The sequence below is a fragment of the Streptomyces lomondensis genome (genome assembly GCF_014651035.1).
Taxonomy (GTDB): domain Bacteria; phylum Actinomycetota; class Actinomycetes; order Streptomycetales; family Streptomycetaceae; genus Streptomyces; species Streptomyces lomondensis.
Genome location: NZ_BMWC01000001.1, coordinates 448774 through 474851, shown reverse-complemented (window position 1 = coordinate 474851; position 26078 = coordinate 448774). Strand labels below are relative to the sequence as shown.

Annotated in this window: 20 protein-coding genes, 1 tRNA gene and 1 pseudogene; 11 read left to right on the top strand and 11 right to left on the bottom strand. The window is 72.0% G+C overall.

Going from position 1 to position 26078, the window contains the following annotated elements; all coding sequences use genetic code 11:
- Positions 1-141: 141 nt before the first annotated feature.
- From IE255_RS02085 to IE255_RS02050, 8 genes are all read left to right on the top strand, one after another.
- Entirely contained in the window at positions 142-1251 is a 1110-nt protein-coding gene (locus IE255_RS02085; RefSeq protein WP_190048354.1) for a mechanosensitive ion channel family protein, read from the top strand.
- 645 nt (positions 1252-1896) lie between these two features.
- On the top strand, positions 1897-3345 hold the full coding sequence (locus IE255_RS02080) for a GlnX family signal transduction membrane protein (protein ID WP_190048353.1): 1449 nt from the start codon (positions 1897-1899) through the stop codon (positions 3343-3345).
- A 29-nt stretch (positions 3346-3374) separates the two neighbouring features.
- On the top strand, positions 3375-4403 hold the full coding sequence (locus IE255_RS02075; protein ID WP_229906253.1) for a glutamate ABC transporter substrate-binding protein: 1029 nt from the start codon (positions 3375-3377) through the stop codon (positions 4401-4403).
- A 115-nt stretch (positions 4404-4518) separates the two neighbouring features.
- Positions 4519-5853: a hypothetical protein gene (locus IE255_RS02070; protein WP_190048351.1), complete on the top strand. Its 1335-nt coding sequence runs from the start codon at positions 4519-4521 to the stop codon at positions 5851-5853.
- Between the two features lie 17 nt (positions 5854-5870).
- The gene (locus IE255_RS02065) at positions 5871-8420 is read left to right on the top strand and encodes a serine/threonine-protein kinase (RefSeq protein ID WP_190049316.1); all 2550 of its coding nucleotides are present in this window, start codon (positions 5871-5873) and stop codon (positions 8418-8420) included.
- A gap of 3 nt (positions 8421-8423) precedes the next feature.
- The gene (locus IE255_RS02060; RefSeq protein ID WP_190048350.1) at positions 8424-9839 is read left to right on the top strand and encodes a PP2C family protein-serine/threonine phosphatase; all 1416 of its coding nucleotides are present in this window, start codon (positions 8424-8426) and stop codon (positions 9837-9839) included.
- A 99-nt stretch (positions 9840-9938) separates the two neighbouring features.
- Positions 9939-11285: a vWA domain-containing protein gene (locus IE255_RS02055; protein WP_190048349.1), complete on the top strand. Its 1347-nt coding sequence runs from the start codon at positions 9939-9941 to the stop codon at positions 11283-11285.
- 55 nt (positions 11286-11340) lie between these two features.
- On the top strand, positions 11341-12708 hold the full coding sequence (locus IE255_RS02050; RefSeq protein WP_190048348.1) for an FHA domain-containing protein: 1368 nt from the start codon (positions 11341-11343) through the stop codon (positions 12706-12708).
- A gap of 18 nt (positions 12709-12726) precedes the next feature.
- Here IE255_RS02050 and IE255_RS02045 read toward each other — a convergent pair whose 3' ends face one another.
- Positions 12727-13710 (bottom strand): methyltransferase domain-containing protein, encoded by a 984-nt coding sequence (locus IE255_RS02045; protein ID WP_190048347.1) that lies wholly within the window; start codon positions 13708-13710, stop codon positions 12727-12729.
- Positions 13711-13776: 66 nt separating this feature from the next.
- Here IE255_RS02045 and IE255_RS02040 point away from each other — a divergent pair, with 66 nt between their 5' ends.
- Positions 13777-14190, top strand: coding sequence for a globin (locus tag IE255_RS02040; protein ID WP_190048346.1), 414 nt, complete (start codon positions 13777-13779; stop codon positions 14188-14190).
- 21 nt (positions 14191-14211) lie between these two features.
- Here IE255_RS02040 and IE255_RS02035 read toward each other — a convergent pair whose 3' ends face one another.
- From IE255_RS02035 to IE255_RS02020, 4 genes and pseudogenes are all read right to left on the bottom strand, one after another.
- Positions 14212-14880 (bottom strand): DUF8185 domain-containing protein, encoded by a 669-nt coding sequence (locus IE255_RS02035; protein ID WP_190048345.1) that lies wholly within the window; start codon positions 14878-14880, stop codon positions 14212-14214.
- Positions 14877-15290 carry an acyl-CoA thioesterase gene (locus IE255_RS02030; protein ID WP_190048344.1) on the bottom strand — a complete coding sequence of 138 codons (414 nt, stop codon included), beginning with the start codon at positions 15288-15290 and terminating at the stop codon, positions 14877-14879. Before IE255_RS02030 ends, IE255_RS02035 begins: the two co-directional genes overlap by 4 nt.
- Before the next feature lie 2 nt (positions 15291-15292).
- Positions 15293-16957 carry an energy-dependent translational throttle protein EttA gene (gene ettA, locus IE255_RS02025; RefSeq protein WP_190048343.1) on the bottom strand — a complete coding sequence of 555 codons (1665 nt, stop codon included), beginning with the start codon at positions 16955-16957 and terminating at the stop codon, positions 15293-15295.
- A 226-nt stretch (positions 16958-17183) separates the two neighbouring features.
- Positions 17184-17270: pseudogene (locus tag IE255_RS02020) on the bottom strand (GntR family transcriptional regulator); the annotation flags it as partial.
- A 247-nt stretch (positions 17271-17517) separates the two neighbouring features.
- On the opposite strand from IE255_RS02020, the gene IE255_RS02015 reads away from it, so the two are divergent.
- Positions 17518-17985, top strand: a complete 468-nt coding sequence (locus tag IE255_RS02015; RefSeq protein WP_372487635.1) for an SPW repeat protein — start codon at positions 17518-17520, stop codon at positions 17983-17985.
- A 4-nt stretch (positions 17986-17989) separates the two neighbouring features.
- Here IE255_RS02015 and IE255_RS02010 read toward each other — a convergent pair whose 3' ends face one another.
- The 6 genes from IE255_RS02010 to IE255_RS01985 all read right to left on the bottom strand — a co-directional run bounded on the left by IE255_RS02010 (position 17990) and on the right by IE255_RS01985 (position 25677).
- Positions 17990-19285, bottom strand: a complete 1296-nt coding sequence (locus tag IE255_RS02010) for an MFS transporter (RefSeq protein WP_229906252.1) — start codon at positions 19283-19285, stop codon at positions 17990-17992.
- Positions 19286-19371: 86 nt separating this feature from the next.
- A complete protein-coding gene (locus IE255_RS40290; protein ID WP_373309562.1) occupies positions 19372-19635 on the bottom strand; it encodes a hypothetical protein in 264 nt (87 codons plus the stop codon).
- A 70-nt stretch (positions 19636-19705) separates the two neighbouring features.
- Positions 19706-21118, bottom strand: coding sequence for a Cys-Gln thioester bond-forming surface protein (locus tag IE255_RS02000; protein WP_190048341.1), 1413 nt, complete (start codon positions 21116-21118; stop codon positions 19706-19708).
- Positions 21119-21397: 279 nt separating this feature from the next.
- Positions 21398-21874: a single-stranded DNA-binding protein gene (locus IE255_RS01995; protein WP_190048340.1), complete on the bottom strand. Its 477-nt coding sequence runs from the start codon at positions 21872-21874 to the stop codon at positions 21398-21400.
- Between the two features lie 299 nt (positions 21875-22173).
- Positions 22174-24066, bottom strand: coding sequence for a YfjP family GTPase (locus IE255_RS01990; protein ID WP_190048339.1), 1893 nt, complete (start codon positions 24064-24066; stop codon positions 22174-22176).
- Positions 24067-24069: 3 nt separating this feature from the next.
- Positions 24070-25677, bottom strand: a complete 1608-nt coding sequence (locus IE255_RS01985; protein ID WP_190048338.1) for a dynamin family protein — start codon at positions 25675-25677, stop codon at positions 24070-24072.
- A 321-nt stretch (positions 25678-25998) separates the two neighbouring features.
- On the opposite strand from IE255_RS01985, the gene IE255_RS01980 reads away from it, so the two are divergent.
- A tRNA-Arg gene (locus IE255_RS01980) sits at positions 25999-26071 on the top strand.
- Positions 26072-26078: the final 7 nt, after the last annotated feature.

Sequence of the window (26078 nt, the reverse complement as noted above, 5' to 3'; positions counted from 1 at the left end):
GTCTCTCCTTCACACATTCTTCGGGAGCACACACAATGCCCCGTTAGTGTGGTGGTTCTGCCCCTTCGGTGACCCAACCGTGACCTTGACCCCCCAGGACCACCGCACCGGGGCAGACCGCTGCACCTGGAGGTACCTGCCGTGTCCTTGTCCATTGCGGACGCCGTCCTGCTCGCCGCCGGCCCGTCGCCGTCGCCGACCCCCTCGGACACAGAGACCCCGAGAGTGCCCTCGCTCCAGGACGCCCAGGAGAGCGCGACGAACGCCGCCGGCTGGGTCGAGCAGAACTGGTCGACGTGGCTCGCGATCGGCCTGCGCGTCCTGCTGATCGTGGTGATAGCGGCGGTGCTGCGGGTCGTCGTACGCCGGGCGATCACCAAGCTGATAGACCGCATGAACCGCACCGTCCAGGCCGTGGACGGCACCGCGCTCGGCGGGCTGCTCGTCAACGTCGAACGCCGCCGCCAGCGCTCGCAGGCCATCGGCTCGGTGCTGCGCTCGGTGGCGTCCTTCCTGATCATCGGCACGGCCGCGCTGATGATCCTGGGCACGTTCCAGATCAACCTCGCCCCGCTGCTGGCCTCGGCCGGTGTCGCCGGCGTGGCGATCGGCTTCGGCGCCCGCAACCTGGTCACGGACTTCCTCTCCGGCGTCTTCATGATCCTGGAGGACCAGTACGGCGTCGGCGACACGATCGACGCGGGCGTCGCCTCCGGCGAGGTGATCGAGGTGGGCCTGCGCGTGACCAAGCTGCGCGGCGACAACGGCGAGATCTGGTACGTCCGCAACGGCGAGGTCAAGCGCATCGGCAACCTCTCGCAGGGCTGGGCGACGGCCAACGTCGACGTCACGGTCCACTCCGGCGAGGACCTGGACAAGGTGAAGGCCACCCTCGACGAGGTCGCCGAGAAGATGGGCGCCGAGGAGCCCTGGAACGAGCTGCTGTGGGGCCCGATCGAGGTGCTCGGCCTCGACAGCGTCCTGCTGGACTCCATGGTCGTGCGCGTCTCGGCCAAGACGATGCCCGGCAAGTCCCTGACCGTGGAGCGCGAGCTGCGCTGGCGCGTCAAGCGGGCCTTCGACGCGGCGGACATCCGGATCGTCGGCGGCGCCACGGCCCCGGTGGAGGAGGCGCCCGCCGACCCGACGGCGGGGATGGCGGCCCCGTCGGCGTACGCGAACGCCACGTCCCCGCAGTCGGCGGCGGCGTCCCCGCTCGCTCCGCCGGCACCCACGAGCACCACGAAGTAGCCGCTCACGGAGAGGGCGGCACCCGGGCCTTGCGGGTGCCGCCCTCAACAGGAAACTTTGAACCACCGGCACGCCGGGCACCCCGCGCGTCCTGCGCGGCATGAACGACCGGGCCGCCCTGGACCTGCTCCTGGAACACGGCCGACTGTCCCGCACCCGCGAGGCACTTCGGCGTCCAGGACACACTCGGCGGCGTTGCTCCGCAGCCCGGCGGAGCGGGGTGCCGCTGCGCCCACCCGTGCCGCCCCAGCGGCACGACTGCCCGCAGCTAGGGCAACGATCACGCGCCCGCACCCGCGTACGGCGAGAAGGGGCCGTGTCGGGGGGTGTCCGCCCGCAGCGGTTGGCGCGTCAACGCCAGTGAGTCGGTACGACACCCCATCGCGCCGTTCCGAGGACGGACACCCCCCGACGCGGCCCCGACCCACCCCCGACGCGAAGGCGCAACGCGCACCCCCACCCCACCCGCGCAGGCCGCCGCAGGCACTCCGCACCCCCCACGGGAACCGAACCACCTCCCCCGACGTGTTCCTACAAGCGGTGGTGCTTCACGCTGCGATCCCATCAAGATCGAGGCAAGGCCGGTGCGGATGTCAGTCCCGGCAGCGATACTTGCGGCGACGGATGACCATGGGGGAGGTCACAGTGACATACGCGCCGAAGAGCAGCACACCACCACCGGGCCCCAGCCTGCCCACCCTCCCGGCCGTACCCGCACAACCCGCACCACCGTCCCGACCCCCCAGCGGCACCAGCACACCACCCCCACCCCCGGCCCCCCGCCGCACCGCCTTCGCCGAGGGCCTGGACCAACTCCGCGCCGCCGCCACCACGGAACCCGGCCGCCTCCGCATCATCGGCGCCCTCCTGGCCCTCCTCGTCATCGCCTTCGGCACCGTCACCGCCTGGCAGATGACGGACCGCGCGGCCGCCGCCGACGACGTCCTCACCAGCAGCCAGCCCCTCAGCTCGGACGCGGCCGACATCTACCGCTCCCTCGCGGACGCCAACACCGCCGCCTCCAGCGGCTTCCTCGCCGGCGGCCAGGAAACGGCCGCCACCCGCGACCGCTACGAGAAAGACATCCGCACGGCCGCCGAGAAACTCGTCAACGCCGCCGCCAACGCGGACCCGGACTCCCCGTCCACCGCGACGATCGCCAAGCTCAACAGACTCCTCCCGGAGTACAAGGGCCTGGTCGAACGCGCCCGCACCTACAACCGCCAGGGCTTCCCCGTCGGCGGCGCCTACCTCCGCTACGCCAACGAGAAGATGCAGCAGCAGATGCTCCCGGCGGCGGAGGACCTGTACAAGAAGGAGAACCAGCGCCTCCAGGGGGACTACGCGGACGCCACGCCCTACCCCTGGGCGGCCATCGCCCTCGGCATCGCCGCCCTCGCCGCCCTCGCCTGGGCCCAACACCGCACGTACCAGCGGACGAACAGGGTCCTGAACCACGGCCTGGTCGCGGCCACGGCGACAGCGACCGTCGTCCTGCTGTGGCTGATCGTCGGCCACAGCGTCGCCCGCGCGGGCCTGAACGACTCCTACGACCACGGCGTCCGCTCCCTGAACGTCCTGCACGACGCCCGCATCGCCTCCCTCAAGGCCCGCGGCAACGAGAACCTGACACTGGTGGCCCGCGGCGCCGAGACGAAGAAGGTCGGCGACGAGACGTACGACGCCTACGACCACGACTTCGGCACGGACATCAAGGCCCTCGGCCGGCACCTGGCGGAAGCCGGGAACCTCGCCGACGACCCCTCAGGCGAACAGCCGGTCACCGCCGCCGTGGGCAACATGAAGGAGTGGCAGAAGCGCCACTCCGCGGCCCGCGAGCAGGACGAGAACGGCAACTACCAGCAGGCACTGGACATGGTCATCGGCACCAAGGGCACGACCGGCGAGTGCTTCGACAGCGTCGACGCGAACCTGCGCACGGCCCTCGCGCACGAGGAGGCCGAGTTCAAGCGCGCGGCCGGCGACGGCCGGGACGCCCTGACGGGCCTGTCGGCAGGCGCCGCCGTCCTCGCCGTCCTGGGCGCCGCGGGCGCGGTCCTGGGCATCGGCCGCAGGCTCTCGGAGTACCGATGAACGGGCCACGGACGAGAGGAGGCACGACGATGCGAAGCACCCTCAAGGGCTGGGGCGGAGTGATCACGATGGCGATCGCCTGCGCCCTGGTGGCACTCATCGCCCTGTGCCTGCCCCGAACGACGGCCGCCACCAAAACCCAATCCGCCACCCACACCACACACACCGCCGAAACCGCCGAAACCAAAGCGGACGAAGACTGCGACTCCCCGGAGAAGCAGACCCTCGCCCCCTCCCCCACGGACGGCGACACCATCCGGGCGATCAAGAACCGCAAGGGCGAGAAGCGCAAGCTCGTCGTCGGCGTCGACCAGAACAGCTACCGATGGGGATACCGCAACCCCAACAGCGGCAAGACCGCGGAGCTCGAAGGCTTCGACATCGACCTGGTCCACCGCATCGCCGAGGACATCCTCGGCGACCCGAACGCCGTCCAGTTCAAGGCGATCCCGACCGACCAGCGCATCCCGGCGATCAAGGACGGCCGCGTGGACATGGTCGTCCGCACCATGACGATCAACTGCGAACGCATCAAGGACGTCGCCTTCTCCGCGCCCTACTTCAAGACGGGCCAGCAGGTCCTGGCCCCCAAGTCCTCACCCGTCAAGGGCTACGACGACACGCTCGCGGACCGCAGGATCTGCACGGCGGCCGGCTCCACGGCGTACTCCACGCTGGAGGCGGACCAGAAGGACGGCAAGCTCCCCGCCGGCACCGACATCTCCACCACCGTCCCCAACCAACTCGACTGCCTGGTACGGCTCCAGCTCGGCGAGGTCGACGCGGTGGTGACCGACGGCGCGCTCGCCGCGAGCCAGGCGGCACAGGATCCGACGGTCCAGCTCAAGGGTGACGCCTTCACTGCCGAGTACTACGGCGTGGCGATGAAGAAGGACGCGGACGATCTGGTACGCCGGGTCAACCAGATTCTGGTGGACTACCGCAGGGACACGGCGAACGGCTGGCAGGCGTCGTACGACAAATGGCTGTCGGCAACACTGGGCAGGGATGCGAAGAAGTCGGAACCCCCGGCACCGAAGTACCTCCGCACCACCTGACAACGGACTCACCCCCAACCGGCACAAGGGCACAACGAGCAAACCGACACAACGGACACACGGGCACAACGGGCACAACGGGCACAACGGGCACAACCGCAGCGAGAGGTGATCGATGGGCGTCACGGGATCCACCGGGCCGGTGATGGACCGGGACGAGGTGGACCGTGCGCTGGCGCGGCTCGGCTCGGAGCACGAGGCGATAGAGACCTCGCTCCTCGCGCTTCAGGACCACGCGGGCCGCAGACTCCTGGAGGGCGCCGAGCTCACCGGCGTCACCCAGGAGCGCTGGACGTCCACAGAGGCGTCGATCACGCTGCTGTGGACGTACTTCGACGCGTACACGGACGCGCTGCGCACCGCCCGCGAGATCCGGTCCCGCCGCCGCTGGTCCAGCCGCGAGGATCTGGTGGAGCTGACGGAGCTCCTGAACGGCGAGTCCGTCACGGTCGCGGGCAGCGCCACGGCGACGGCCAACGCCCCCACCCCGAACGGCAGTCCGAGCAAGCTCAGCGAACGCTATTCGCTCGCCACGCTCGTCGACCGGATGAACGAGCTGTACGCGACGAGCCTGGACATGGTGGTCGCCGCCGACGCGGTCTGGTCGGCGCTGCCGGCCCGGATCGATCTGCTGGCCGCCGAACTCCAGCGCACCCGCCGGCTCGCGCACTCGGTGGGCGTACGCCCCGGCGAGCACCCGGCGGGCGACGACCTGGAGCGCATCACGCGCACGCTGACGAAGCTGCGCGAGCAGGTGGTCTCGGACCCGCTGGCGTTCTGGGTGGCCGCGGAGGGCAGTTCGGCGCCGGGCGGCGGCAGGCCGGACACGACGGTGTACGACCGCGAGGCACGCGCCCTGGAGGACGTACGCCGGGAGATCGACGCGGTGTTGACGGTGCGTCAGGACGCCGAGAAGCGGATCGTCAGGCTGCGGGACATCCTCAGCCGCGCGGACCGCACGCTCGCCGAGGCGCGCACCGCCCGGGGCGAGGTCCTCGCGAAGATCGCCGCGACGGAGGTGCCGGTCGTCAGCGGACCGCCGACCGCGTTGCAGGAGCAGCTGGCGGCGGCCGCGGAGTACCGCCGGCAGGCGCAGTGGCACCGGCTGTCCCCGCTGCTGGAGTCGCTGGAGCAGAAGGCGGAGGACGAACTGCTGCGCGCCCGCGAGTCGTTGACCGCGGTCACCGCGCCGCTGGCGGTCCGCGCCGAGCTGCGCGGCCGTCTCGACGCGTACAAGGCGAAGGTCGCCCGGCACGGCTTCGCCGAGGACACACTGCTGGTGGAGCGCTACGAGAAGGCGCGCCGCATGCTGTGGAGCGCCCCCTGCGACCTGCGCGCCGCCGAACAGGCCGTGCTGCGCTACCAGCACGCGGCGGCCGAACTGCTCGGCGGCCCGCGGGTGCCGGACCAGGGCGTTGCCGAGGACGACCGGAGGGGGCCGGGCGCATGAGCGACGAGGGGGAGTCGATGAGTCAGGCACCGCAGCAACCACCCACCGCGCCTCCACGCACCTGCCAGCGCCCCGGCTGCGAGGGCGCCTACGAGGACGTGGGCGGCGGCGAGCTCTACTGCGACACCTGCGGCCTCGCCCCGGTCGTCGCGCCGAACGGCATGGTCGGCTCACCCCCCACCGGCATCACCGCCGGGGGCAGGGGCGGCTCCCACGGGTCCGCCGGCAGCGGCAGCTCCCGCTCCAGCAGCCGCGGTTCCTCCCGTACGTCGTCCCAGTCGTCGAAGTCGCGCCGCTCGGTGTCGGGACGCCTCTCGCGCTCCCTGTCGGGCAAGTCGACGGGCCGCTCGGTGTCGGTGCGCAGTTCCGGTTCCGCCGCCGGTTCCTCGTCCCGGGGCCGGCTGGGCGCCGGGCTGGTCCAGGTGCCGCCGATCCCGCGGCCCGACCCGCGCGCGATGGTGCTGGACAACCCTGAGGTGCCCGAGCGGAAGCGGTTCTGCTCGCGCTCGGACTGCGGCGCCCCGGTGGGCCGGGCGCGCGGCGACCGGCCGGGCCGTACGGAGGGCTTCTGCACCAAGTGCGGGCACCCGTACTCGTTCGTGCCGAAGCTGAAGGCCGGGGACGTGGTGCACGGCCAGTACGAGGTGGTCGGCTGCCTCGCGCACGGCGGGCTGGGCTGGATCTACCTCGCCGTCGACCGGGCGGTCTCGGACCGCTGGGTGGTCCTCAAGGGCCTGCTGGACACGGGCGACCAGGACGCGATGGCGGCGGCGATCTCGGAGCGGCGCTTCCTCGCGGAGATCGAGCACGCCAACATCGTACGGATCTACAACTTCGTGGAGCACCTGGACCAGCGCACGGGCTCGCTCGACGGCTACATCGTCATGGAGTACGTCGGCGGCAAGTCGCTGAAGGAGATCGCCAACGCCCGCCGCACCCCGCAGGGCCGGCGCGACCCGCTGCCGGTGGAGCAGGCCTGCGCGTACGGCATCGAGGCGCTGGAGGCGCTCGGCCATCTGCACAGCCGGAACCTGCTGTACTGCGACTTCAAGGTCGACAACGCGATCCAGACCGAGGACCAGCTGAAGCTGATCGACATGGGCGCGGTGCGCCGGATGGACGACGAGGAGTCGGCCATCTACGGCACGGTCGGCTACCAGGCGCCGGAGGTCGCGGAGGCCGGCCCGTCGGTGGCGAGCGACCTCTACACCGTCGCCCGCACCCTCGCCGTCCTGACCTTCGACTTCCAGGGCTACACGAACGTCTACGCGGACTCCCTGCCCGACCCGGACCACATCGAGGTCTTCCGGCAGTACGAGTCGTTCTACCGCCTCCTGGTCCGCGCCACCGACCCCGACCCGGCCCGCCGCTTCGCCTCCGCGCAGGAGATGACGGAGCAACTGACGGGCGTCCTGCGCGAGGTCGTCTCCCTCCAGACGGGCCGCGCCCGCCCGGCCCTGTCCACCCTGTTCGGCCCGGAACTGGGGGTGACGGACACGGAGTTGTTCCCGAAGCCGGACGGGGACGTGTCGCGGCTGGGAGCCAGGGTCGTCCGCACCCGGCGCCGCGCCGCCCTGCCCGCCGCCCCGGCTCACCCTCCGAACCCCGCCACCGCCCACGGCCTCGTCAAGCCCGTCGACACCCCGGCCGCCGCCCTCGCCCTGCCCGTCCCCCGGGTCGACCCGACCGACCCCAACGCCGGTTTCCTCGCGGGCCTGATGACCTCGGCGCCGGCCGAGCTGCTCGGCGCGCTCGCGGCGGCTCCGGCCCCGTCGATCGAGACGCGGCTGCGGCAGATCCGGGCCTGGCTGGAGACGGGCGATCCGGCCGCCGCGCTGAGCGCCCTGGTCGCGCTGGAGGGCGAGCGGCCCGACGACTGGCGGGTGGTCTGGTATCGGGGCGTGGCCGCGCTGGTGACCGGCGACGACGAGGGCGCCGCCCTCGCCTTCGACGCGATCTACGACGCCTTCCCCGGCGAGATCGCGCCCAAGCTGGCGCTGGGCCTGTGCGCGGAGGTGCTGGGCCAGCTCGACAACGCCGCCGAGTACTACCGGCTGGTGTGGTCGACCGACCCGAGCTATGTGAGCGCCGCGTTCGGGCTGGCCCGCGTACAGCTGGCGACCGGTGACCGGCGCGGTGCCGTACGGACTTTGGAGTCGGTCCCGGAGTCCTCCATCCACTACACGGCCGCCCGGGTGGCGGCCGTCCGGGCCCGGCTGCGGCAGCGCACGGCGACGGCTTCCGACGTACCGTTCCTGGAGGACCTGACGGCCGCCGCGGCGCAGGTCGAGGCGCTGGAGGCGTACGGTCTGGATCCGGCGCGCCGGGAGCGGTTGTCGGCCGAAGTCCTCGGCTGCGCGCTGGACTGGGTACTCTCCGGGGGCCAGGGTTCCGCCCTTCCCGCCGCCGGGGGACGGACGCTGCTCGGCAGCGGCCTGGACGAGCGGGGCCTGCGCTTCGGCCTGGAGCGTTCGTACCGCACGCTGGCCCGGCTGGCGCGGGGCGGCGAGGAGAGGATCGACCTGGTGGAACGTGCCAATCGTTACCGCCCCCGGACGTGGGTGTAGTTGATGTCGCAGATGCCCCAGTTGTCCGCCTGCCCGAGCTGCGAGGAACCCCTCGAGTCGGGTGACCGTTTCTGCGGCGCGTGCGGATACGACCTGTCCGCCGTGCCGGCACGGCCGGAGGACAACCCGACCATCACCATGAACGGCTCGGTGCCCGTGCAGGGCGCTCCGGCCGGTGCGTACCCCGAGCCCCCGTCGGCGCCCCCCGCCGGCGTGGCCTGGCCCGCCCCCGGGCCGGACGGCCCGGGCGCCCCGGGCGCGGTGCACCTGCCGACGGACCTGCCGGGCACGGACTCGGGCGGTTCCGCCCTGCCGCCGAACACGCCCCCGCCCCCGGCCGCCCCGCCGGCCCCGGCCGCGGGCGTGCGGTTCGACCGGCCGCCGCAGCCCGACGGATACGCGGCGCCGGCCGACGTGTACCGCACCCAGCCCGACGAGTACCTCCTCCAGGCACCGGACCCACGGGTGTCCGCCGAGTCGGCGGCCCCGGCCGCGGGCGCCGGCGGCAAGGTCTGCGTGGCCTGCCGAGCCGGCCGCGTGGACGACGACGGCTACTGCGAGAACTGCGGCCACGCCCAGCCGCGCGAACGGGACCACATGGAGCAGGAGTCCGGCCCGGTGGCCGCGGTCAGCGACCGCGGCCTGCGCCACCACCGCAACGAGGACGCGTTCGCCATCGGCACCACCGCGCTGCCCGACGGCTCCCCCGCCTCCGTGGCGATCGTCTGCGACGGCGTCTCCTCGGCGACCCGCCCCGACGACGCCTCCGCGGCGGCGGCGAAGGCGGCGAGCGAGACCCTGCTGGCCGCGCTGCCGCGCGGCGCGCACCCGCAGCAGGCGATGCACGACGCGATCGTCGCCGCCTCACGCGCCGTCAACTCGCTCGCCGAGGAGCCCGCCACGGCCCGCGAGCACGCCCCCCACCAGAACGCCCCCGCGTGCACGATCGTCGGCGCCGTGGTGACGTCGGGCCTGCTGATCGTCGGCTGGGTCGGCGACAGCCGCGCCTACTGGGTGCCGGTCGACCGCAGCGCTCCCCCGGCCCGGCTCACCGAGGACGACTCGTGGGCCGCGCAGATGGTCGCCGCGGGCCTGATGAGCGAGGCCGAGGCCTACGCCGACGAGCGCGCCCACGCGATCACCGGCTGGCTCGGCGCGGACGCCTACGAACTGGAGCCGCACACCGCCGCGTTCAAGCCGGACCGGCCGGGCCTGGTGGTGGTCTGCACGGACGGCCTGTGGAACTACGCGGAGGCGGCCGAGGAGATGGCCCGGGTCGTCCCGCTCGACGCCGCCGCGCACCCGCTGCACAGCGCCCGGGTGCTCGTCGGCCACGCCCTGGACGGCGGGGGCCACGACAACGTAACAGTGGCGCTCGTGCCGTTCCCGGCCGTGCCCCAGGGGGCAGGATCGGCCTGAGGCCGCGTACGGGGACGCCTCGGCGGACCGGAGGGGACCGGTCCGCCTACCGTCATCACCCCGCCTCGGTGGGGGCTTTCGAGGGGGATCGAAGCAGGCATGGCCAATTTCTCGAAGTCGAACGTGCCCCAGTTCTCGGTGGACGTCTACCAGAACGAGTACCTGCCGGAGGGCGCCGGCGAGGTCAACGCCATCGTCACGGTGACGGCGACCGGCGGCGGCACGATCGGCAGCGCGGTCACGGCGCCCCACCTCTACTCGCCCGGCCAGGGCCCGTCCGCGGCCGTGGCGCTCATGGTCGACTGCTCGGGATCGATGGACTACCCGCCGACGAAGATGCGCAACGCCCGGGACGCCACGGCCGCGGCGATCGACACCCTGCGCGACGGCGTGCACTTCGCGGTGATCGGCGGGACGCACGTGGCCAAGGAGGTCTACCCGGGCGGCGGGCGCCTCGCGGTCGCCGACGCCACCACCCGCGAGCAGGCCAAGCGGGCGCTGCGCTCGCTCAGCGCGGGCGGCGGCACGGCCATCGGGACCTGGCTGAAACTGGCCGACCGCCTGCTGTCCTCCGCGAACGTCGCCATCCGGCACGGCATCCTGCTCACCGACGGCCGCAACGAGCACGAGTCGCCCCAGGACCTCAAAGCCGCGCTCGACGCGTGCGCCGGGCGCTTCACCTGTGACGCACGCGGCGTGGGCACCGACTGGGAAGTGAAAGAAGTCACAGGGATCGCCTCCGCCCTGCTCGGCACGGCCGACATCGTCGCCGATCCGGCCGGACTCGCCGCCGACTTCACGCAGATGATGGAGACGGCGATGGGCAAGGAGGTCGCGGACGTCTCCCTGCGCCTGTGGACCCCGGTCGACACGACGGTGAAGTTCGTCAAGCAGGTCGCGCCCACGGTCGAGGACCTGACCGGCCGGCGCACCGAGGCGGGCCCCCGGGCCGGCGACTACCCCCTGGGTTCCTGGGGAGACGAGTCCCGTGACTACCACGTCTGCGTCGAGGTCCCGGCCGCGAACATCGGCCAGGAGATGCTGGCGGCCCGGATCTCGCTGGTCATTCCGCAGCCCGACGGCAGCGTCCAGAACCTCGGCGCGCAGGGTCTGGTGCGGGCCGTGTGGACGGACGACATGGTGGCCTCGACGTCGATCAACCCTCAGGTCGCCCACTACACCGGGCAGGCCGAACTGGCGCAAGTCATCCAACAAGGGCTGGATCTCCGTAAGTCGGGAGATATGGATGGAGCAACGGCCAAACTGGGCCGGGCCGTTCAGCTCGCGAGTGCGTCCGGGAACGCCGATACTGCGAAACTGCTTGCGAAGGTGGTGGACGTGGTCGACGCCGCGACCGGTACTGTGCGACTGAAGGCGAAGGTCGAGGAGGCCGACGAGATGACGCTCGAGACCCGGTCCACCAAGACTGTTCGCGTGAAGAAGTGACCCAGAAGCCCGATTCGAGACTGGCCTAGAAGGAACGAAGGAGGGACGCGCCGACATGCCGACCTGCCCGAACGGACACCAGTCGGGTTCCGACGACTGGTGCGAGGTCTGCGGTCACCGCATGGCGGGTGCCGTGCCTCCGCCTCCTCCCCCGCCGCCCCCGCCCGGCGGCGGCTACGGCTTCCCACCCCCCGCCGGCCCGGGCGGCCCCGGAGGCCCTCCCGGCGGCCCCGGCGGTCGCCCGCCGCACCTGTCCGCCGTGCCGAACGCCGAGCCGGAGCTCTGCCCGCAGTGCCGCACGCCCCGTGAGGGCGGCGCCCCGTTCTGCGAGGAGTGCCGGTGGAACTTCCTGACGAACACGGCGACCTCGTACACCCCCGCCGCCCCGCCGGCGCCCGGCCCGGGCGTGCGCTTCCAGCCACCGGGCCAGCCCGGCCCGTCGTACGGCGGCGGTGACTCGTACGAGTACCAGAGCTCCCGTCCGTCGCAGATGAACCGCCCGGCCGAGCCCATCCCGCCGTACGGCGGAGACCCCTCGGGCCGCCCCGGCCCCGGCGGCCCCGGCCCTGGTGCCCCGGGTGGTCCCGGCCCCGGCGGTCCTGGTGGCCCTGGTGGTCCCGGCGGTTTCGGTCGCCCGGGTGGTCCCGGCGGCCCCGGCCAGGGCGGCGGCTACGGCTACCCGCAGCCCGGTCCGCCCCAGGCCCCGCCCGGCCCGGGCGGCCCCAACGGCCCGGGTGGGCCCGGCGGCGGTCCGCAGGGCTTCCAGCAGTCCGGCCCGCCGGCCCCGCCCGGATTCCCGCAGGAGACCCAGCGGCCGCCGCAGCAGGGCGGTCCCTTCGGCGGCGGTGACGACGACTGGGTGATCTCCCCGCCGTCGAACCCCGGCCCGGGCGGCCATGGCGGTCCTGGCGGCCCCGGCGGCGGTCAGGGCGGCTACGGCTACCCGCAGCCCGGCGCGACCCAGGCCCCGCCCGGCCCCGGCGGCTTCCCGCAGCAGCCCCAGGCGCCCCAGGGACCGGCGACCTGGACCGCGACCATCGGCCCGGACCGCGAGTACTTCATGGCGATGATGCAGCGCTCCGGCCCCGAGGCCGCGGGCCTGAACCTGCCCGCGTACTCGCCCGAGCAGCAGCGCACGCTCACCGGCAACCAGATCACGATCGGCCGCCGTCGGCACTCCACCGGCGACACCCCCGACATCGACCTGTCGGTGCCGCCGGAGGACCCGGGCGTCTCGCACCAGCACGCCGTGCTGGTCCAGCAGCCGGACGGCAGTTGGGCGGTCGTCGACCAGAACTCGACGAACGGCACGACGGTCAACGGCTCGGAGGACCCGATCCAGCCGTTCGTCCCCGTACCGCTCCAGGACGGCGACCGAGTGCACGTCGGCGCCTGGACGACGATCACGATCCGCCGGGGCTGAGCCGGGTCAGGAGCCTCGTCAGGACGGGAGGGGCCAGGCGTACGGCCCCTCCGGGTCGTCCAGCCAGGCCCACTCCCGCTCGCCGCTGACCGTGATGCCGAAGCGCTCGCGCTGCGGCCTGCCCTCCTGCTCCCACAGCGCGTGCGCCTCCTGCGGGTCGAGGCTGCCGCGGGTCAGGGCCAGCAGGAAGCGGAACAGGTCGTCCTCCCTGGCCCGGCGCGGCACCCCGCCCAGCTGGACCGGCTCGCCCCCGGGCCGGCTCACGCCGCGCAGCGGGACGAAGTAGGCGGGCGTGTGCAGGAAGCGCCCCTCGGCGTGCTCGGCGTCGCTCACCGTGAGCAGGACCAGGCCGGTGGCGAGCGGGATGAGGATCCGGCCGCCGGGGCGGCTCTGCGCGAGCCAGGCGCGCGGCACGGTGTTCAGGGCGCAGGTGGCGATGATCCGGTCGAACGGGGCGCGCTCGGGCACGCCCCGGGCGCCGTCGCCGGTGACGACGACCGGGTGGTATCCGGCCGCGGCCAGGTGCCGGCGGGCCGACTCGGTGATCTCCGGGTCGAGATCGACGGTGGTGACCTTGTCGTCGCCCAGCCGGTGGGAGAGCAGCGCGGCGTTGTAGCCGGTGCCGGCGCCGATCTCCAGGACCGTGTTCCCGTCCTCCACGCCCAGTGCGGCCAGCATGTCCGCCATCAGCGACGGCTGGCTGCTGGAGGACAGCAGCTCGCCGTCGCGCAGCCGGGTCGCCAGCGGGGTGTCCTCGTAGGCGCCGCGCACCCACCGCTCGCGTGCCTCGCGCTCGGGGCTCTCGCCCCAGCGGCGTTCGTAGCCGCCGACGACACCGACGTAGTAGTACGGCACGAAGAGGTGGCGCGGGACCGCCGCGAACGCCTCCCGCCACACCGGGTCGTCCGCCCAGGCCCCGCTCGCCTCGATCCGGCGCACCAGTGCCGCCCGCGCGGAGGCGGCGAGACCGTCCAGTTCCCTGTCGGGAGCATGCCCGCCCATACCCCCACACTAAGGGCACCGGGGCCGGTCCTAGGTCTTGAGTCCTATGTCCCGGCGTCTGAGAGCATGGAGGGCGTGAAAGAGATTCGGCGCGGCACGCTTCAGGAGCAGACCTTCTACGAGCAGGTCGGCGGGGAGGAGACCTTCCGTCGGCTCGTCCACCGTTTCTACGAGGGAGTCGCCGAGGACCCGCTGCTGCGGCCCATGTACCCGGAGGAGGACCTCGGCCCGGCCGAGGAGCGCCTCACGCTCTTCCTCATCCAGTACTGGGGCGGCCCCACGACGTACAGCGACAACCGCGGTCACCCCCGCCTGCGGATGCGGCACGCGCCCTTCACGGTCGACCGTGCGGCGCACGACGCCTGGCTGAAGCACATGCGGGTCGCCGTCGAGGAGCTCGGGCTGTCCGAGGAGCACGAGCACACGCTGTGGAACTACCTGACGTACGCGGCGGCGTCGATGGTGAACGCCCCGGGCTGACACACGGGGGCGTGGCGAGGGTCAGCGGACGCTGACGTCCAGCGCCCCGAGCCCGGCCCGCCGTACGGCGATCGACCCGTAGGGGGTGCGCAGCCGGAGCCACGCGCCCGACGAGAACAGCGCCGGCGCCGCCCCGGGCCGCAGGAAGCCGAGCGACTGCGCCGCGTGCACGGCCCGGACGGGGAGCCGGGTCTCGCCGACCGTACGGGACCAGATGTCCCGGCCGATCCGGTCCAGCTCCGCCCTGGTCCGCCGCTCGGAGGGCAACTCCTGCGTACGGGAGCGGAACTCGGCGACCCCGGCGGCCACCAGGGACCGCAGCGCGTCCGGCGCGGGCAGCCCCGGCTCGGGCCGCCAGCCGCCGCGCGGCGGCAGCACGCCCGCCCACGGCGGCCCGGTCACCGCCCCCGGCACCACGGCCGTGGCACCCGCCTCGTCCACCGACTCCAGCAGCTCACCGGCGGACACGGTCACGTCCAAGGTGACCTCGATGCCGCTCTCGTACGGCTTCGCCAGCCGCACCGCCCGCACGGCCAGCACCTCGAAGGACGGCGGCCGCCCGAAGACGGCCAGTGCGGTGCCCGCCGCCTGGAGGCGCACCGCGGCCCCACGGTCGTAGTGGAGCAGCCGGGAGAGGAAGGCGGCGAGATCCGCCGCCTCCCCCTCGTCGGCGAGGTGGAGCACCGTCATGCGGCGACGGCCTCCCCCTCGTCGTCATCCGTGTACTCCTGGAGGAACTCCCGCTCCTCGGAGGTGATCCGGCGCGGGCGCTGGGCCTCGAAGTCGAACGGCACTATCACCGTCGAGGCCCGGACGTAGACGACGTCGCCGTCCTTCACCTCGTAGGTGAGGGTGAAGGACGCCGCCCTGATCTCCGTGACCCACAGCTCGATGTCCACCGGCTCGTGCCGGTGGACCAGCTGCCGCTTGTAGTCGATCTCATGGCGAGCCACCACGGACCCCTGCTTGAAGTCCTTCTCCGGGCGGAACAGGAAGTCGATACGGGCCTCCTCCAGGTAGCGGAGGAACACCACGTTGTTGACGTGGCCGTACGCGTCCATGTCCGCCCAGCGCAGCGGGCAGCGGTAGATGTGCCGCAAGATCAGCCCCGGGTCAGCTTCTTGTAGGTGGCGCGGTGCGGACGGGCGGCGTCCGGGCCGAGCCGCTCGACCTTGTTCTTCTCGTACGACTCGAAGTTGCCCTCGAACCAGAACCACTTGGAGTCGCCCTCGTAGGCGAGGATGTGCGTGGCGATGCGGTCCAGGAACCACCGGTCGTGGGAGACGACCACGGCGCAGCCGGGGAACTCCAGCAGCGCGTTCTCCAGGCTGGAGAGGGTCTCGACGTCGAGGTCGTTGGTCGGCTCGTCGAGGAGCAGCAGGTTGCCGCCCTGCTTGAGGGTGAGCGCGAGGTTCAGCCGGTTGCGCTCACCGCCGGAGAGCACGCCGGCCGGCTTCTGCTGGTCCGGACCCTTGAACCCGAAGGCGGAGACGTAGGCGCGCGACGGCATCTCGACCTGGCCCACGTTGATGTAGTCCAGCTCGTCGCTCACGACGGCCCACAGGGTCTTCTTCGGGTCGATGTTCTCGCGGCTCTGGTCGACGTAGGAGATCTTGACGGTGTCGCCGACCTTGATGGAGCCGGAGTCCGGCTGCTCGAAGCCCTGGATCATCTTGAACAGGGTGGTCTTACCGGCACCGTTCGGCCCGATGATGCCGACGATCCCGTTCCGCGGCAGCGTGAAGGAGAGGTCGTCGATGAGGACCTTGTCGCCGAAGGCCTTGCTGATGCCGTCGACCTCGACGACGACGTTGCCCAGGCGCGGGCCCGGCGGGATCTGGATCTCCTCGAAGTCCAGCTTCCGCATCTTGTCGGCCTCGGCGGCCATCTCCTCGTACCGGGCCAGACGCGCCTTGGACTTGGCCTGCCGCCCCTTGGCGTTGGAGCGAACCCATTCGAGCTCCTCCTTCAGCCGCTTCTGCCGCTTGGCGTCCTTCTGCCCCTCGACCTTCAGACGGGCGGCCTTGGTCTCCAGGTACTTGGAGTAGTTGCCCTCGTAGGGGTAGAGGCGACCGCGGTCGACCTCGCAGATCCACTGAGCGACGTTGTCCAGGAAGTACCGGTCGTGGGTGACCGCGACGACGGTGCCCGGGTACTTGGCCAGGTGCTGCTCCAGCCAGTTCACCGACTCGGCGTCGAGGTGGTTGGTGGGCTCGTCGAGCAGCAGCAGGTCGGGCTGCTCCAGCAGCAGCTTGCACAGCGCGACGCGGCGGCGCTCACCGCCGGACAGGTTGGTGACGGCCCAGTCGCCGGGCGGGCAGCCCAGGGCGTCCATGGCCTGCTCCAGCTGAGCGTCCAGGTCCCACGCGTTGGCGTGGTCGAGGTCCTCCTGGAGCTTGCCCATCTCGTCCATGAGCTCGTCGGTGTAGTCGGTCGCCATCTGCTCGGCGATCTCGTTGAACCGGTCGAGCTTGCCCTTGATCCCGGCGACACCCTCCTGGACGTTCTCCAGGACGGTCTTGTCCTCGGTCAGCGGGGGCTCCTGGAGCAGGATGCCGACCGTGTAGCCAGGGGTGAGGAAGGCGTCACCGTTGGACGGCTGCTCGATCCCGGCCATGATCTTCAGGATCGTCGACTTTCCGGCGCCGTTCGGGCCGACGACGCCGATCTTCGCCCCCGGCAGGAAGCTCGTCGTCACGTCGTCGAGGATCACCTTGTCGCCGTGCGCTTTGCGCGCCTTGCGCATGGTGTAAATGAACTCAGCCAAGAGAAACCGTCCGGCAGCTTGAATCTGACAGTGGGCAGATACACCCCATCTTGCCGTACCGCTACCCCTGGGTGGAAACGCGTATCGTGTGGGGCCTCTGACCTGGAAGTTTGTGTCGGACGGCTGAGACTCGCCTGTCACTGTCGGTCGCCTTTGGTCGACCTCGGGCGCCCTCGCACGGCCCAGGGTGATCACTCGACAGCCCATGCCGGGGGGAGTTCCGCTGCTACCGCTTGATCGGGATCTCGTAGACGATCTCGCAGTGAGCCGCGGGCACCACGATGTCCGCCGTCTCCACGGGCCGCCCGTCGTCTCGTGGATGTCAGTTCGCCTTGTCCGCTGGCGGGTTCTCCTGGCGATCAGTGGCGGTGAACTCCATCCACTCGATGCCGGCGACACTGAAACGGGCACCAACGTCAGAAGACGCGATGCCCTCGAACTCATGATGTGCGCCTGGCTCTGGACTGCCGGACTCAGGCGGTTCCGCGATGGTTATCCCGTGCCAGGGGGGTACTCGCTCCGACATAAGGGACATAACTGGGCAATTAGGAGGTAGCGGAATGGCGACCCAACCCCGGCCGGGCATGGAAACGCATCCCGACATCATCGCAATGCGCAGCAGGCATGAGATGGCCGAGCGCGTCGCGACGACCCCGAGGGCGCAAGCCGTCGAGACCCTGGCCCTGCTCACAGGCCTCTACCTGGCGGCCTCACCGTGGATCGCGGGTTTCAACGAATTCTCCACCCTGACGGTCAACAACCTGATCGTCGGCATCGCCTACGCTCTGATCATGAGCGGGGGCTTCGGCCGGGCATACGAGCGCTCACACAGCATGGCGTGGGCCGCTTGTGCGCTCAGCGTGTGGACGATCGTCGCGCCCTGGGTCGTGGCAGGTGACGTCAGCACCACCCGGACCATCACCAACAACATCATCGTGGGCGCGATAGCGCTGATGCTGGCCCTCGCTGCCGCCGCAGCCGCCCGCCCGGTGGACAAGTCAGCCACCGATCGCTCATCCCGTGCGTAGATGATCAACCCTTGGCGTGCACCTGCTCGTGCCCACGGGCCTGCGGAAGGTCGCGCTCGCGGCGCATGGGGCTCAGGGCGAGGATCAGCCAACAGGGCGCCACGGCACCCGTCATGATCCACATGGCGGACCGGTATCCGACGGCGTCGCCGAGCACGCCGCCGAGCAGCGATCCGACCGGAATGGTGCCGTGGTTGATCACCATGGCCGTCGCCACGACCCGGCCGAGCATCTGCGGTGGGCAGTAGGTCTGCCGGAAGCTGCCGACCACGATGTTGGCCACGGAGATGCCGATCCCGACAACAAAAGCGCCCGTCGCGAACAGCAGCAGTCCCGGCCCTGCCGTGGTCATGGGCATGAGCAGCGCGAACGGCGAGGTGGCGGCCTGGAGGAGAAGCAGCCCGCGCGCGGAGCCGAACCGCCGGGTGACCCTGGTGGCCAGCAGGGCGCCCACGACGCCGCCGGCGCTGCCGCCGGCCAGCAGCAGCCCGGCCGTGGCCGGGTTCAGCCCGACGGTACGGATGAGGAACACGACTTGCACCGCCTGGTAGCCCATCAGCGCCATGTTGATCACGGCACCCCAGGTGACCATGGGCCGCAGGTAGCGGTCCCGGCTGACGAAGCGGAGCCCTTCGGCGATCTGCCGTCGGAGGGAGTCGCGCTCCTCGTCGGGAGCGCGGTCGGGTTCGGCCACCCTGATCGACTTCAGGCAGACGGCAGAGACAAGGAATGTCACCGCGTCGGCGAGGAGCGCGGCGACCGCGCCGAACGCCTGGGCGAGCAGCCCCGCCACCCCTGGCCCGGCGACGTGGGTGACCGCCTCGCTGCCCTGGAGCTTGGCGTTGCCCTCCAGGAGGTTGCGGCCGTCGAGCACGATCCGGATGTACGAGTGATAGGCGGTGTTGAAGCACACTGCCGCGGTGCCGCAGATCAACGCGACGACGACCATGTGCGGAAAGGTGAGCGTGTCCAGCCATGCCGCCAGTGGAACGCTCACCAACGCGGCGGCGGACACCAGATCGCACACGAGCATCAGGTGCCGTTTGCGCATCCGGTCCACCCATGCGCCCACCGGCAGACCGACCAGCAGCCAGGGGAGCCACACCGCTGCGGTGATCAGGCCGATGCCAGTGGAGTCGGCGTCCAGCACCACGACCGCGGTCAGTGGCAGCGCCACGCCGGTGACACTGTTGCCCAGACCACTCACGGTCTCGCCCACCCAGAGCAGGCGGAAATCCCTCAGGGCGAAAACTCCCCAGCGTCTTCGGGGCTGGTGCGGTGTGCCATGTGTCGGGTCCACCGGAGCCATCATGCCGTGAGCTCCAGTAACCCGCCGTAGATGCTGAGCAGTTGTGCGGAGCACAGACCGTCAGCCCGGGCCGACCCTCACCCAGGGTCCACGGGGCCCTCTGGACCGGGGCCGGGCAGCGGGCTGGTGGAGACCCTGTCCACTCGTCCTCGTCTGAAGTGGATGAACGTCGCGAGCCCCGTGTGCGGGGTGTCCGCGTACACCCAGGCCTCGGACCGGTTCCGGCGCGGCCAGATCCTCAGGTCCAGGGAGGACCTCGTCGAGTACCGGGCCAGGAACTGCCTGTCGTTGATGGACTGCGTGGGGCTTCCCAGCAGGCGCCTGACCTGCCTGCGCGTCATGCCCGGCTCGACCTCCGTCATGGGCGCACGGTAGGCGGAGCCTGCCGGGACCGGTCCCCGAAGCCGTCGGTCAGTCCCCCGCCGCCGGCTCCCGGCGCCGCAGCACGACCAGGGTCGCCCCGCCGATCACGACCAGGCCGATGGCGATGCCCGCGATCAGGGGCGTGACGCCGGAGCCGCCGGTTTCGGCGAGGTTGGTGTCGGTGGCCGAGCCGCCCGGTGCGACCGGGGTCGGTTCGCTGAGGGTCTGTGTGGTGGTGCCCGTCTCGGGGCCCTGGATCCGGCAGTCCAGCATGCCGGTGAAGCGCTTCTCGAAGCCGCCGGGGCCGTGGATCGTGAAGTCGTACGCCTGGTCCTCCTGGAGCGGGACCGTCACCGTGCGGGTCTCGCCCGCGGCGACGGTGTGCTCGAGTCCGGCCAGTTCGAAGGTGAACGGCTCGTCGCCCTTGTTGGACGCGATGATGTCGACGCCGCCCTCGGCGCAGTTCTTCGCCGCCGTCAGTGCCGGGATCGGCCCCTGCTTCGCCCAGGTCGCCCCGGCCGTCGCCGACACCGTCGACTCGCTGGACCCGGCCAGGATCTGCGTCTGGCTCCGGCTCTCGGAGGCGAAGGCGCGGCCGACCGGCACGGTGGTGGAGGCCTGCACGGTCAGCTCCGCCGTGCCGGCCGCCGCGTCCTCCGGCACCTCGAAGAACACCTGTCCGCCGTCGGTCGTGGAGGTGACGGGCTTGCCCTGCTTGTCGACGATCCGGACTCCGCTCGTGGCGGCGTCCGCGGGCGGGGTGACCGTCGCGCTGCCGGCGTTGGTGCGCACCGTCACCGGGCCGAGCCGCTCCCCCGGGCGGCCGGAGACGGCGGACGGGTCGAGGGTGAGTGAGGCCCGGGGCTCGGGCAGGTTGCGGGCGCTCTTCTCCAGGTAGTCCGCGAGCTGCTCGGCCTGCGGGTCGAGGGCGTCGACGGCCACGTCGTCCGAGTAGCGCCAGATCGCCACCTGCGTACCGGAGGCCGCGTCCTGCTCGGTCAGCACGCCGCGGACACCCGCCTTGCGGGCGAGCGCCGCGAGGTCGTTCACCTGCGGGTAGGAGTTCTGCAGGATCCAGCGGATCTTGCCGGCGTCCTTGTTGGTGCCCAGGGACGTGCCGCTCCAGGGCGTCTCGTGGTACTTGGCGTCCCGCTGCGTGGGGTTGTGGAGGTCGACGCAGTACGTCTGCAGCATGCCGCCGCCCTCGACGGACATCTCGAACAGGCCCGCCGACACGTGCTGGTCCCCCGCGCCGCCGTGTATGACGGCGGTCCCGTACGTCTTGAGTCCGGCTATCGTCGCGGTCGCTCCGCCCTGGCTCCGTGCCGTCTCGTCGGCGGCCGACGCCTGGCGCGCACCGGCCAGCCCGCCCGCGGCGACGAGCCCGGACACCACCGTCGCGGCGGCGAGACGGGCTGCCCCTCGCCTGCGTACGAACAGCTCAGAGAACGAAGCAAACACCAAATTCCCCTTCGAGCAGGACCCGTTGACGTGGGGGGACGGTCCCACCAGCAGAATCAGAAGCCTCACAGGCCGCAAGAGCCCCGAGAGCCATGCTCGGCATCCTAGGGACGCGGCGGGCCGTGCTTGCCGGTGAGACGGTCGGACGAGTGATCCGACTCGGAATCGTTATCGCCAAGATCCCTTGTGAGCAGGGCTTATCGGCAAGTGATCCCTGGCTGTACGGTGCGCACTCGCCGATAAGCCGCAGTTCGGGCAGCAGGTGGATGGTGATTGACGTCACGTCAACGCCGGTGTGTCCACAGGCTGTTGAGGAGGTACGTCCGTGGCCGACCCGGAACCCTCGGGCGGTGTCTCCCAGTTGGGCTCCGGCTGCGTCGGCGGCGTCGCCGTCTCCGGCCTTCCTGCGCGCCGGAAGGCCGAGGTGCCCCAGGCGAGGTCGTGGCCGATCGCGACCGCGTCGATGTCCGCCGAGGTCCAGTTCTGCCCCTCGCGCACGTCGGTGCGCACCTTCAGCCTGCCCTGCACGATCACGGGCTCTCCCACCGTCAGCGACGCCGCCGTGTTCGTGGCGAGCTGGCGGTTGGCCCAGACCGTGAAGAAGTTGGTGTGCCCGTCCGTCCAGGTGCTCTTCTCGCGGTCCCAGTAGCGCGCGGTGACCGCGAGCCGGAACCTCGCCGACGGGCCGGACGCCATCTCCCGGTACACCGGCTGCGTCGCCACCCTGCCGACCGCGCAGACCATCGTCTCGTTCATCGCGAACCCCTCCCTCGCCCGGACTCGGACACCGGGCCGACACGCGTACGGGCCCGTCCCGTACGGCTGTGTCGCCAGAGTGCCGCCGCCGGGCCGGGCCCGCTGAGCGCTGTGGACCACCGCCCACCTGTGGACAACGCCGTCACCGGAACGGGTGACGCCGAGTGGCGTCAGCGGTCCGTCACCACCGCGTACGCCGAGCGGCGCCGCGGCCGTCACCACCCCATACACCGAACGGCGCGGCGGCCGTCACAACCGCCGCGCCCTCACAGCCGGGTCCGGGCTACGCCCCTACGCCCCTACGCCCCCACCACCCTCCCGTACTGCTCCCGCACCTCCCGGTACCGCAGCAACTCCGCCGCCACCGGATCCAGCACCCGCGCCCTCCCGCACCCGGCCGCCGCCTCCCGCAGCCGGCGTTCCGCCTCCAGGCCGTAGCGCCGGGCCGGGCCGCGGGCCGCCAGCCGGCAGCTCCACTCGATGAGCGGACCGCCGACGATGCCGATCACCATCAGCAGCACCGGCACCCCCAGGTTCGGCGCCATGACCCCGACGATCTGGCCCAGCAGCCACAGCCCGCCCAGGAACTGCAGGATCGTCATGGAGGCCTGCGACAGCACGGCCACCGGCCACCACCCCGGCCGGGGCGGCCGCCCCGTCGGGACGCCCGCGCGCACGGACAGCTCGTCCAGCGCCTCGGGCAGCCCCTGCGAGCCGCGGGCGGCCGCCTCGCGCACCGCCTGTGCCCAGGGCGCGGGCAGCCCGGCCGAGGCCCGGTCGGCGACCGTCCGCACCGCCTGCTCGACCCGCTGTCGGGCGGTGGCCTCCTCGTCGGCCTGCGTGCGCGAGGGCAGCCGCCCCGTGGCGGGCTCGCCGCGGTCCTGGTACCAGCGCCACAGCCGCAGCCAGGGCGTGCCGCAGGCGCGGTTGGCGTTGCGCAGCCAGGCGCGTTCGGCCGCCTCGCCCGCCGCCGTGGCACCCACCGCGTCCGCGAGCCGGTCCGCGAACTCCTCCCGGGCCTGTTCGCTGAGCCCGGTCCGCCGCCGGGTGGCGTAGACGGGCCACAGCCGCGCCGCGGCGATGTCCACGTCGGCCGAGATACGGCGGGCCGGTGCCCCACGCTCCGCGACGAACTGGCCGAGCGCCTCGCGCAGCTCGCCGACGCCGTCCCCGGTGAGCGCGGACAGCGCGAGCACGGTCGTACCCGGTTCGCCGTACTCCCCGAGGGCGATGCCGTCCTCGTCCAGCAGCCGTCGCAGGTCGTCGAGGACCTGCTCGGCGGCCTCCCCGGGCAACCGGTCGATCTGGTTGAGGACGACGAACATGACCTCCGCGTGGGCCGCCATCGGCCGCAGATAGCGCTCGTGCAGGACGGCGTCGGCGTACTTCTCCGGGTCGACGACCCAGATGACGGCGTCCACGAGCCCCAGGATGCGGTCGACGTGCTCGCGGTGCTGTACGGCCGCCGAGTCGTGGTCGGGCAGGTCGATCAGGACGAGCCCGCGCAGCTGGGACTCCGCGTCCCCGGTCGGCAGCGGACGGCGGCGCAGCCGGGGCGGGATGCCGAGCCGTTCGATGAGGCTCGCCGCCCCGTCGCTCCAACTGCACGCGATGGGTGCCGCGGTGGTGGGGCGGCGTACTCCGGTCTCCGAGATGGTCACCCCGGCGAGCGCGTTGAACAGCTGCGACTTGCCGCTGCCGGTGGCGCCCGCGATGGCGACGACGGTGTGCTGCCCGGAGAGCCTGCGGCGCGCGGACGCCTCGTCGAGCACCCGGCCGGCGCCCGCGAGCGTCCGGCTGTCGAGCCGGGTGCGGGAGAGCCCGACGAGTTCGCGCAGCGCTTCGAGTCGGGAGCGCAGCACCCCGTCGTACACCAGCGGGGTCACCGCGGGCGGGGTGGCGGACCGGCTGTCCGCGGTGGGGAACCGGTTTCCCTCGGTCGTCTCGTTGACCCGCCGTGCGATGAGACCGTCGTCCCAGGCGTCGGTGGCGTCCGTACGGCCGTCCCGCACGCGCGCGTGGGGGTCGTGGTCGGAGTGCTCCTGGGAACGCCCCCCGGAGGTGTCCTGGGAAGCCTCCGCCGAAGAAGCCCCTGCGGAACTCTCGGCGGAACTCCCGTCGGATCCCGCCTGATCCGCGTCGTCCGGCTGATCGGCGTGCTCGGTGTGGTCCTGGTCAGTGACGGCGGTCACCGGTCACCTCTCCTTCTGCAGTACGGACAGCGCGGCGATGAGTTCGGCCTGGGGCTCGGGGTGGATGTCGAGCGCGTCGAGCGGGGCGAGCCGGCGCTCGCGTTCGGCGTGCAGCACCCGCTCCACGTGCTCGGTGAGCAGCCGTCCGGCCCGGTCGCGCAGCCGCAGCGCGCCGTGTGCGCCGATCCGCTCGGCAAGGCTCTCCCCGGCCATCCGTCCCCGGCGGCCGCCCAGCAGGGAGGTGGCGACCAGGGCGGCGACCAGCTCGGGGTCGGGCGCGAGGGCGCGGTCGAGCTCGCGCACCTCGTCCTCGGCGTACTCCTCGAGCTCGCGCCGCCAGCGCCGTACGGCGAGTCCGATCCGGTGCTCGGCGCTGTCCGCCGCGGAGTCGCGCACCGCGAGTTCCGGAGCGGCCGCCGCCGGTTCACGCCGCCAGGCGTCGTCGACCCGTTCGTCGGCGGCGGTGACGGCGCACAGCAGCAGGGCGCTGAGGCTCTCCACGAGCGCGTCGAGCAGTTCGCCGGCGGTGCAGTCCAGGGGGAAGGCGCGCCACCGCTTGAGCGCGTCCCCGGCGAGCACGGCCCCGGACTGCAACCGGCCCCGCACGCGCGTGTGCTCGCTGTCGTACGCCCCCTCGACGGCGGCGGTGAGCCGTAGCGCGGCGGCGTACTGCGCGGCGGCGGCACCGGCCAGCGCGGGCATCCGGGACTTGAGGGAGTCGAGGACGCCGTATGCCGTGCGGGCCAGGACCTCCTGCCGGGCGGCCGGGTCCTGGGCCTGGTGGACGAGCCAGGTGCGCAGCTGGGCCACGGCGCTGGCCGGCAGGAGCCCGCCGCCCCAGGCCGACTCGGGCAGTTCAGGGACGGTGAACCGGGGCACGTGCCCGAGGCCGGCCTTGGTGAGCAGGGCCGCGTACTGCCGGGACACCTCGTTGACCACCTGGTGGGGCACCCGGTCGAGCACGGTGACGAGGGTGACGTCGTACTCCTTGGCGGTGCGCAGCATGTGCCAGGGCACGGCGTCGGCGTAGCGGGCGGCCGTGGTGACCATGACCCAGATGTCGGCGGCGCAGATCAGCTCGGCGGCCAGGACGCGGTTGTCGGAGACCAGGGAGTCGATGTCGGGCGCGTCGAGCAGGGCGAGGCCGGGCGGCAGCGTCTCGACGGTCTCGACGCGCAGCACGCGCGCGGGGTTCTCGCCGGGCAGGAGCAGGTCGTCCGTGGGGTCCTGCTGGGGGACCCACACGCGCGTGAGGTCGGGCAGCACCCTCATGCCGCTGAACCAGTGATGATCCTCCGGATGGCAGACCAGCACGGGGGTCCGTGTCGTCGGCCGCAGCACACCCGCCTCGCTGACCCGCCGCCCGACGAGGGAGTTCACCAGCGTGGACTTCCCGGCGCCGGTGGAGCCGCCCACGACGGCCAGAAGCGGCGCTTCGGGGTCCCGCAACCGGGGCACCAAGTAGTCGTCGAGCTGCGCGAGCAGTTCGTCGCGGTTGGCACGCGCGCGTGGGGCCCCCGCCAGGGGCAGCGGGAAGCGTGCGGCGGCGACACGGTCGCGCAGGGCGGAGAGTGCGTCGAGCAGCTGAGGCCGTACGTCCAAGGTCACCACATGCGAAGAATGCCCAATTTTAGGGGAATTCTGAAGCATATGAGCATGTCTGCGCGCCGACGGAACACAAGGGACGGAAGGGATATCTGGGACACAGGCACACTCCAGGCATAACGAGTGCACAACACCCGATGCGTCAGACGCCAAAAGCGATGCACGATTCGTACCTGCCTGCGATTATCAGGACCGCTTCACCGAACCTCCACATCGAGCCACGGAGGCGAAGCAACAGGGACAAGGACGCGGGAGCCCTATCCTTGTCCCCGGCAACGTCACGGATCAGCCCACACCAGGGCACCACGACAGAGGCCACCACACCCGGCCCCCGTAGCTCAGTGGATAGAGCAGGCGCCTTCTAAGCGCTTGGCCGCAGGTTCGAGTCCTGCCGGGGGCGCAAGTCT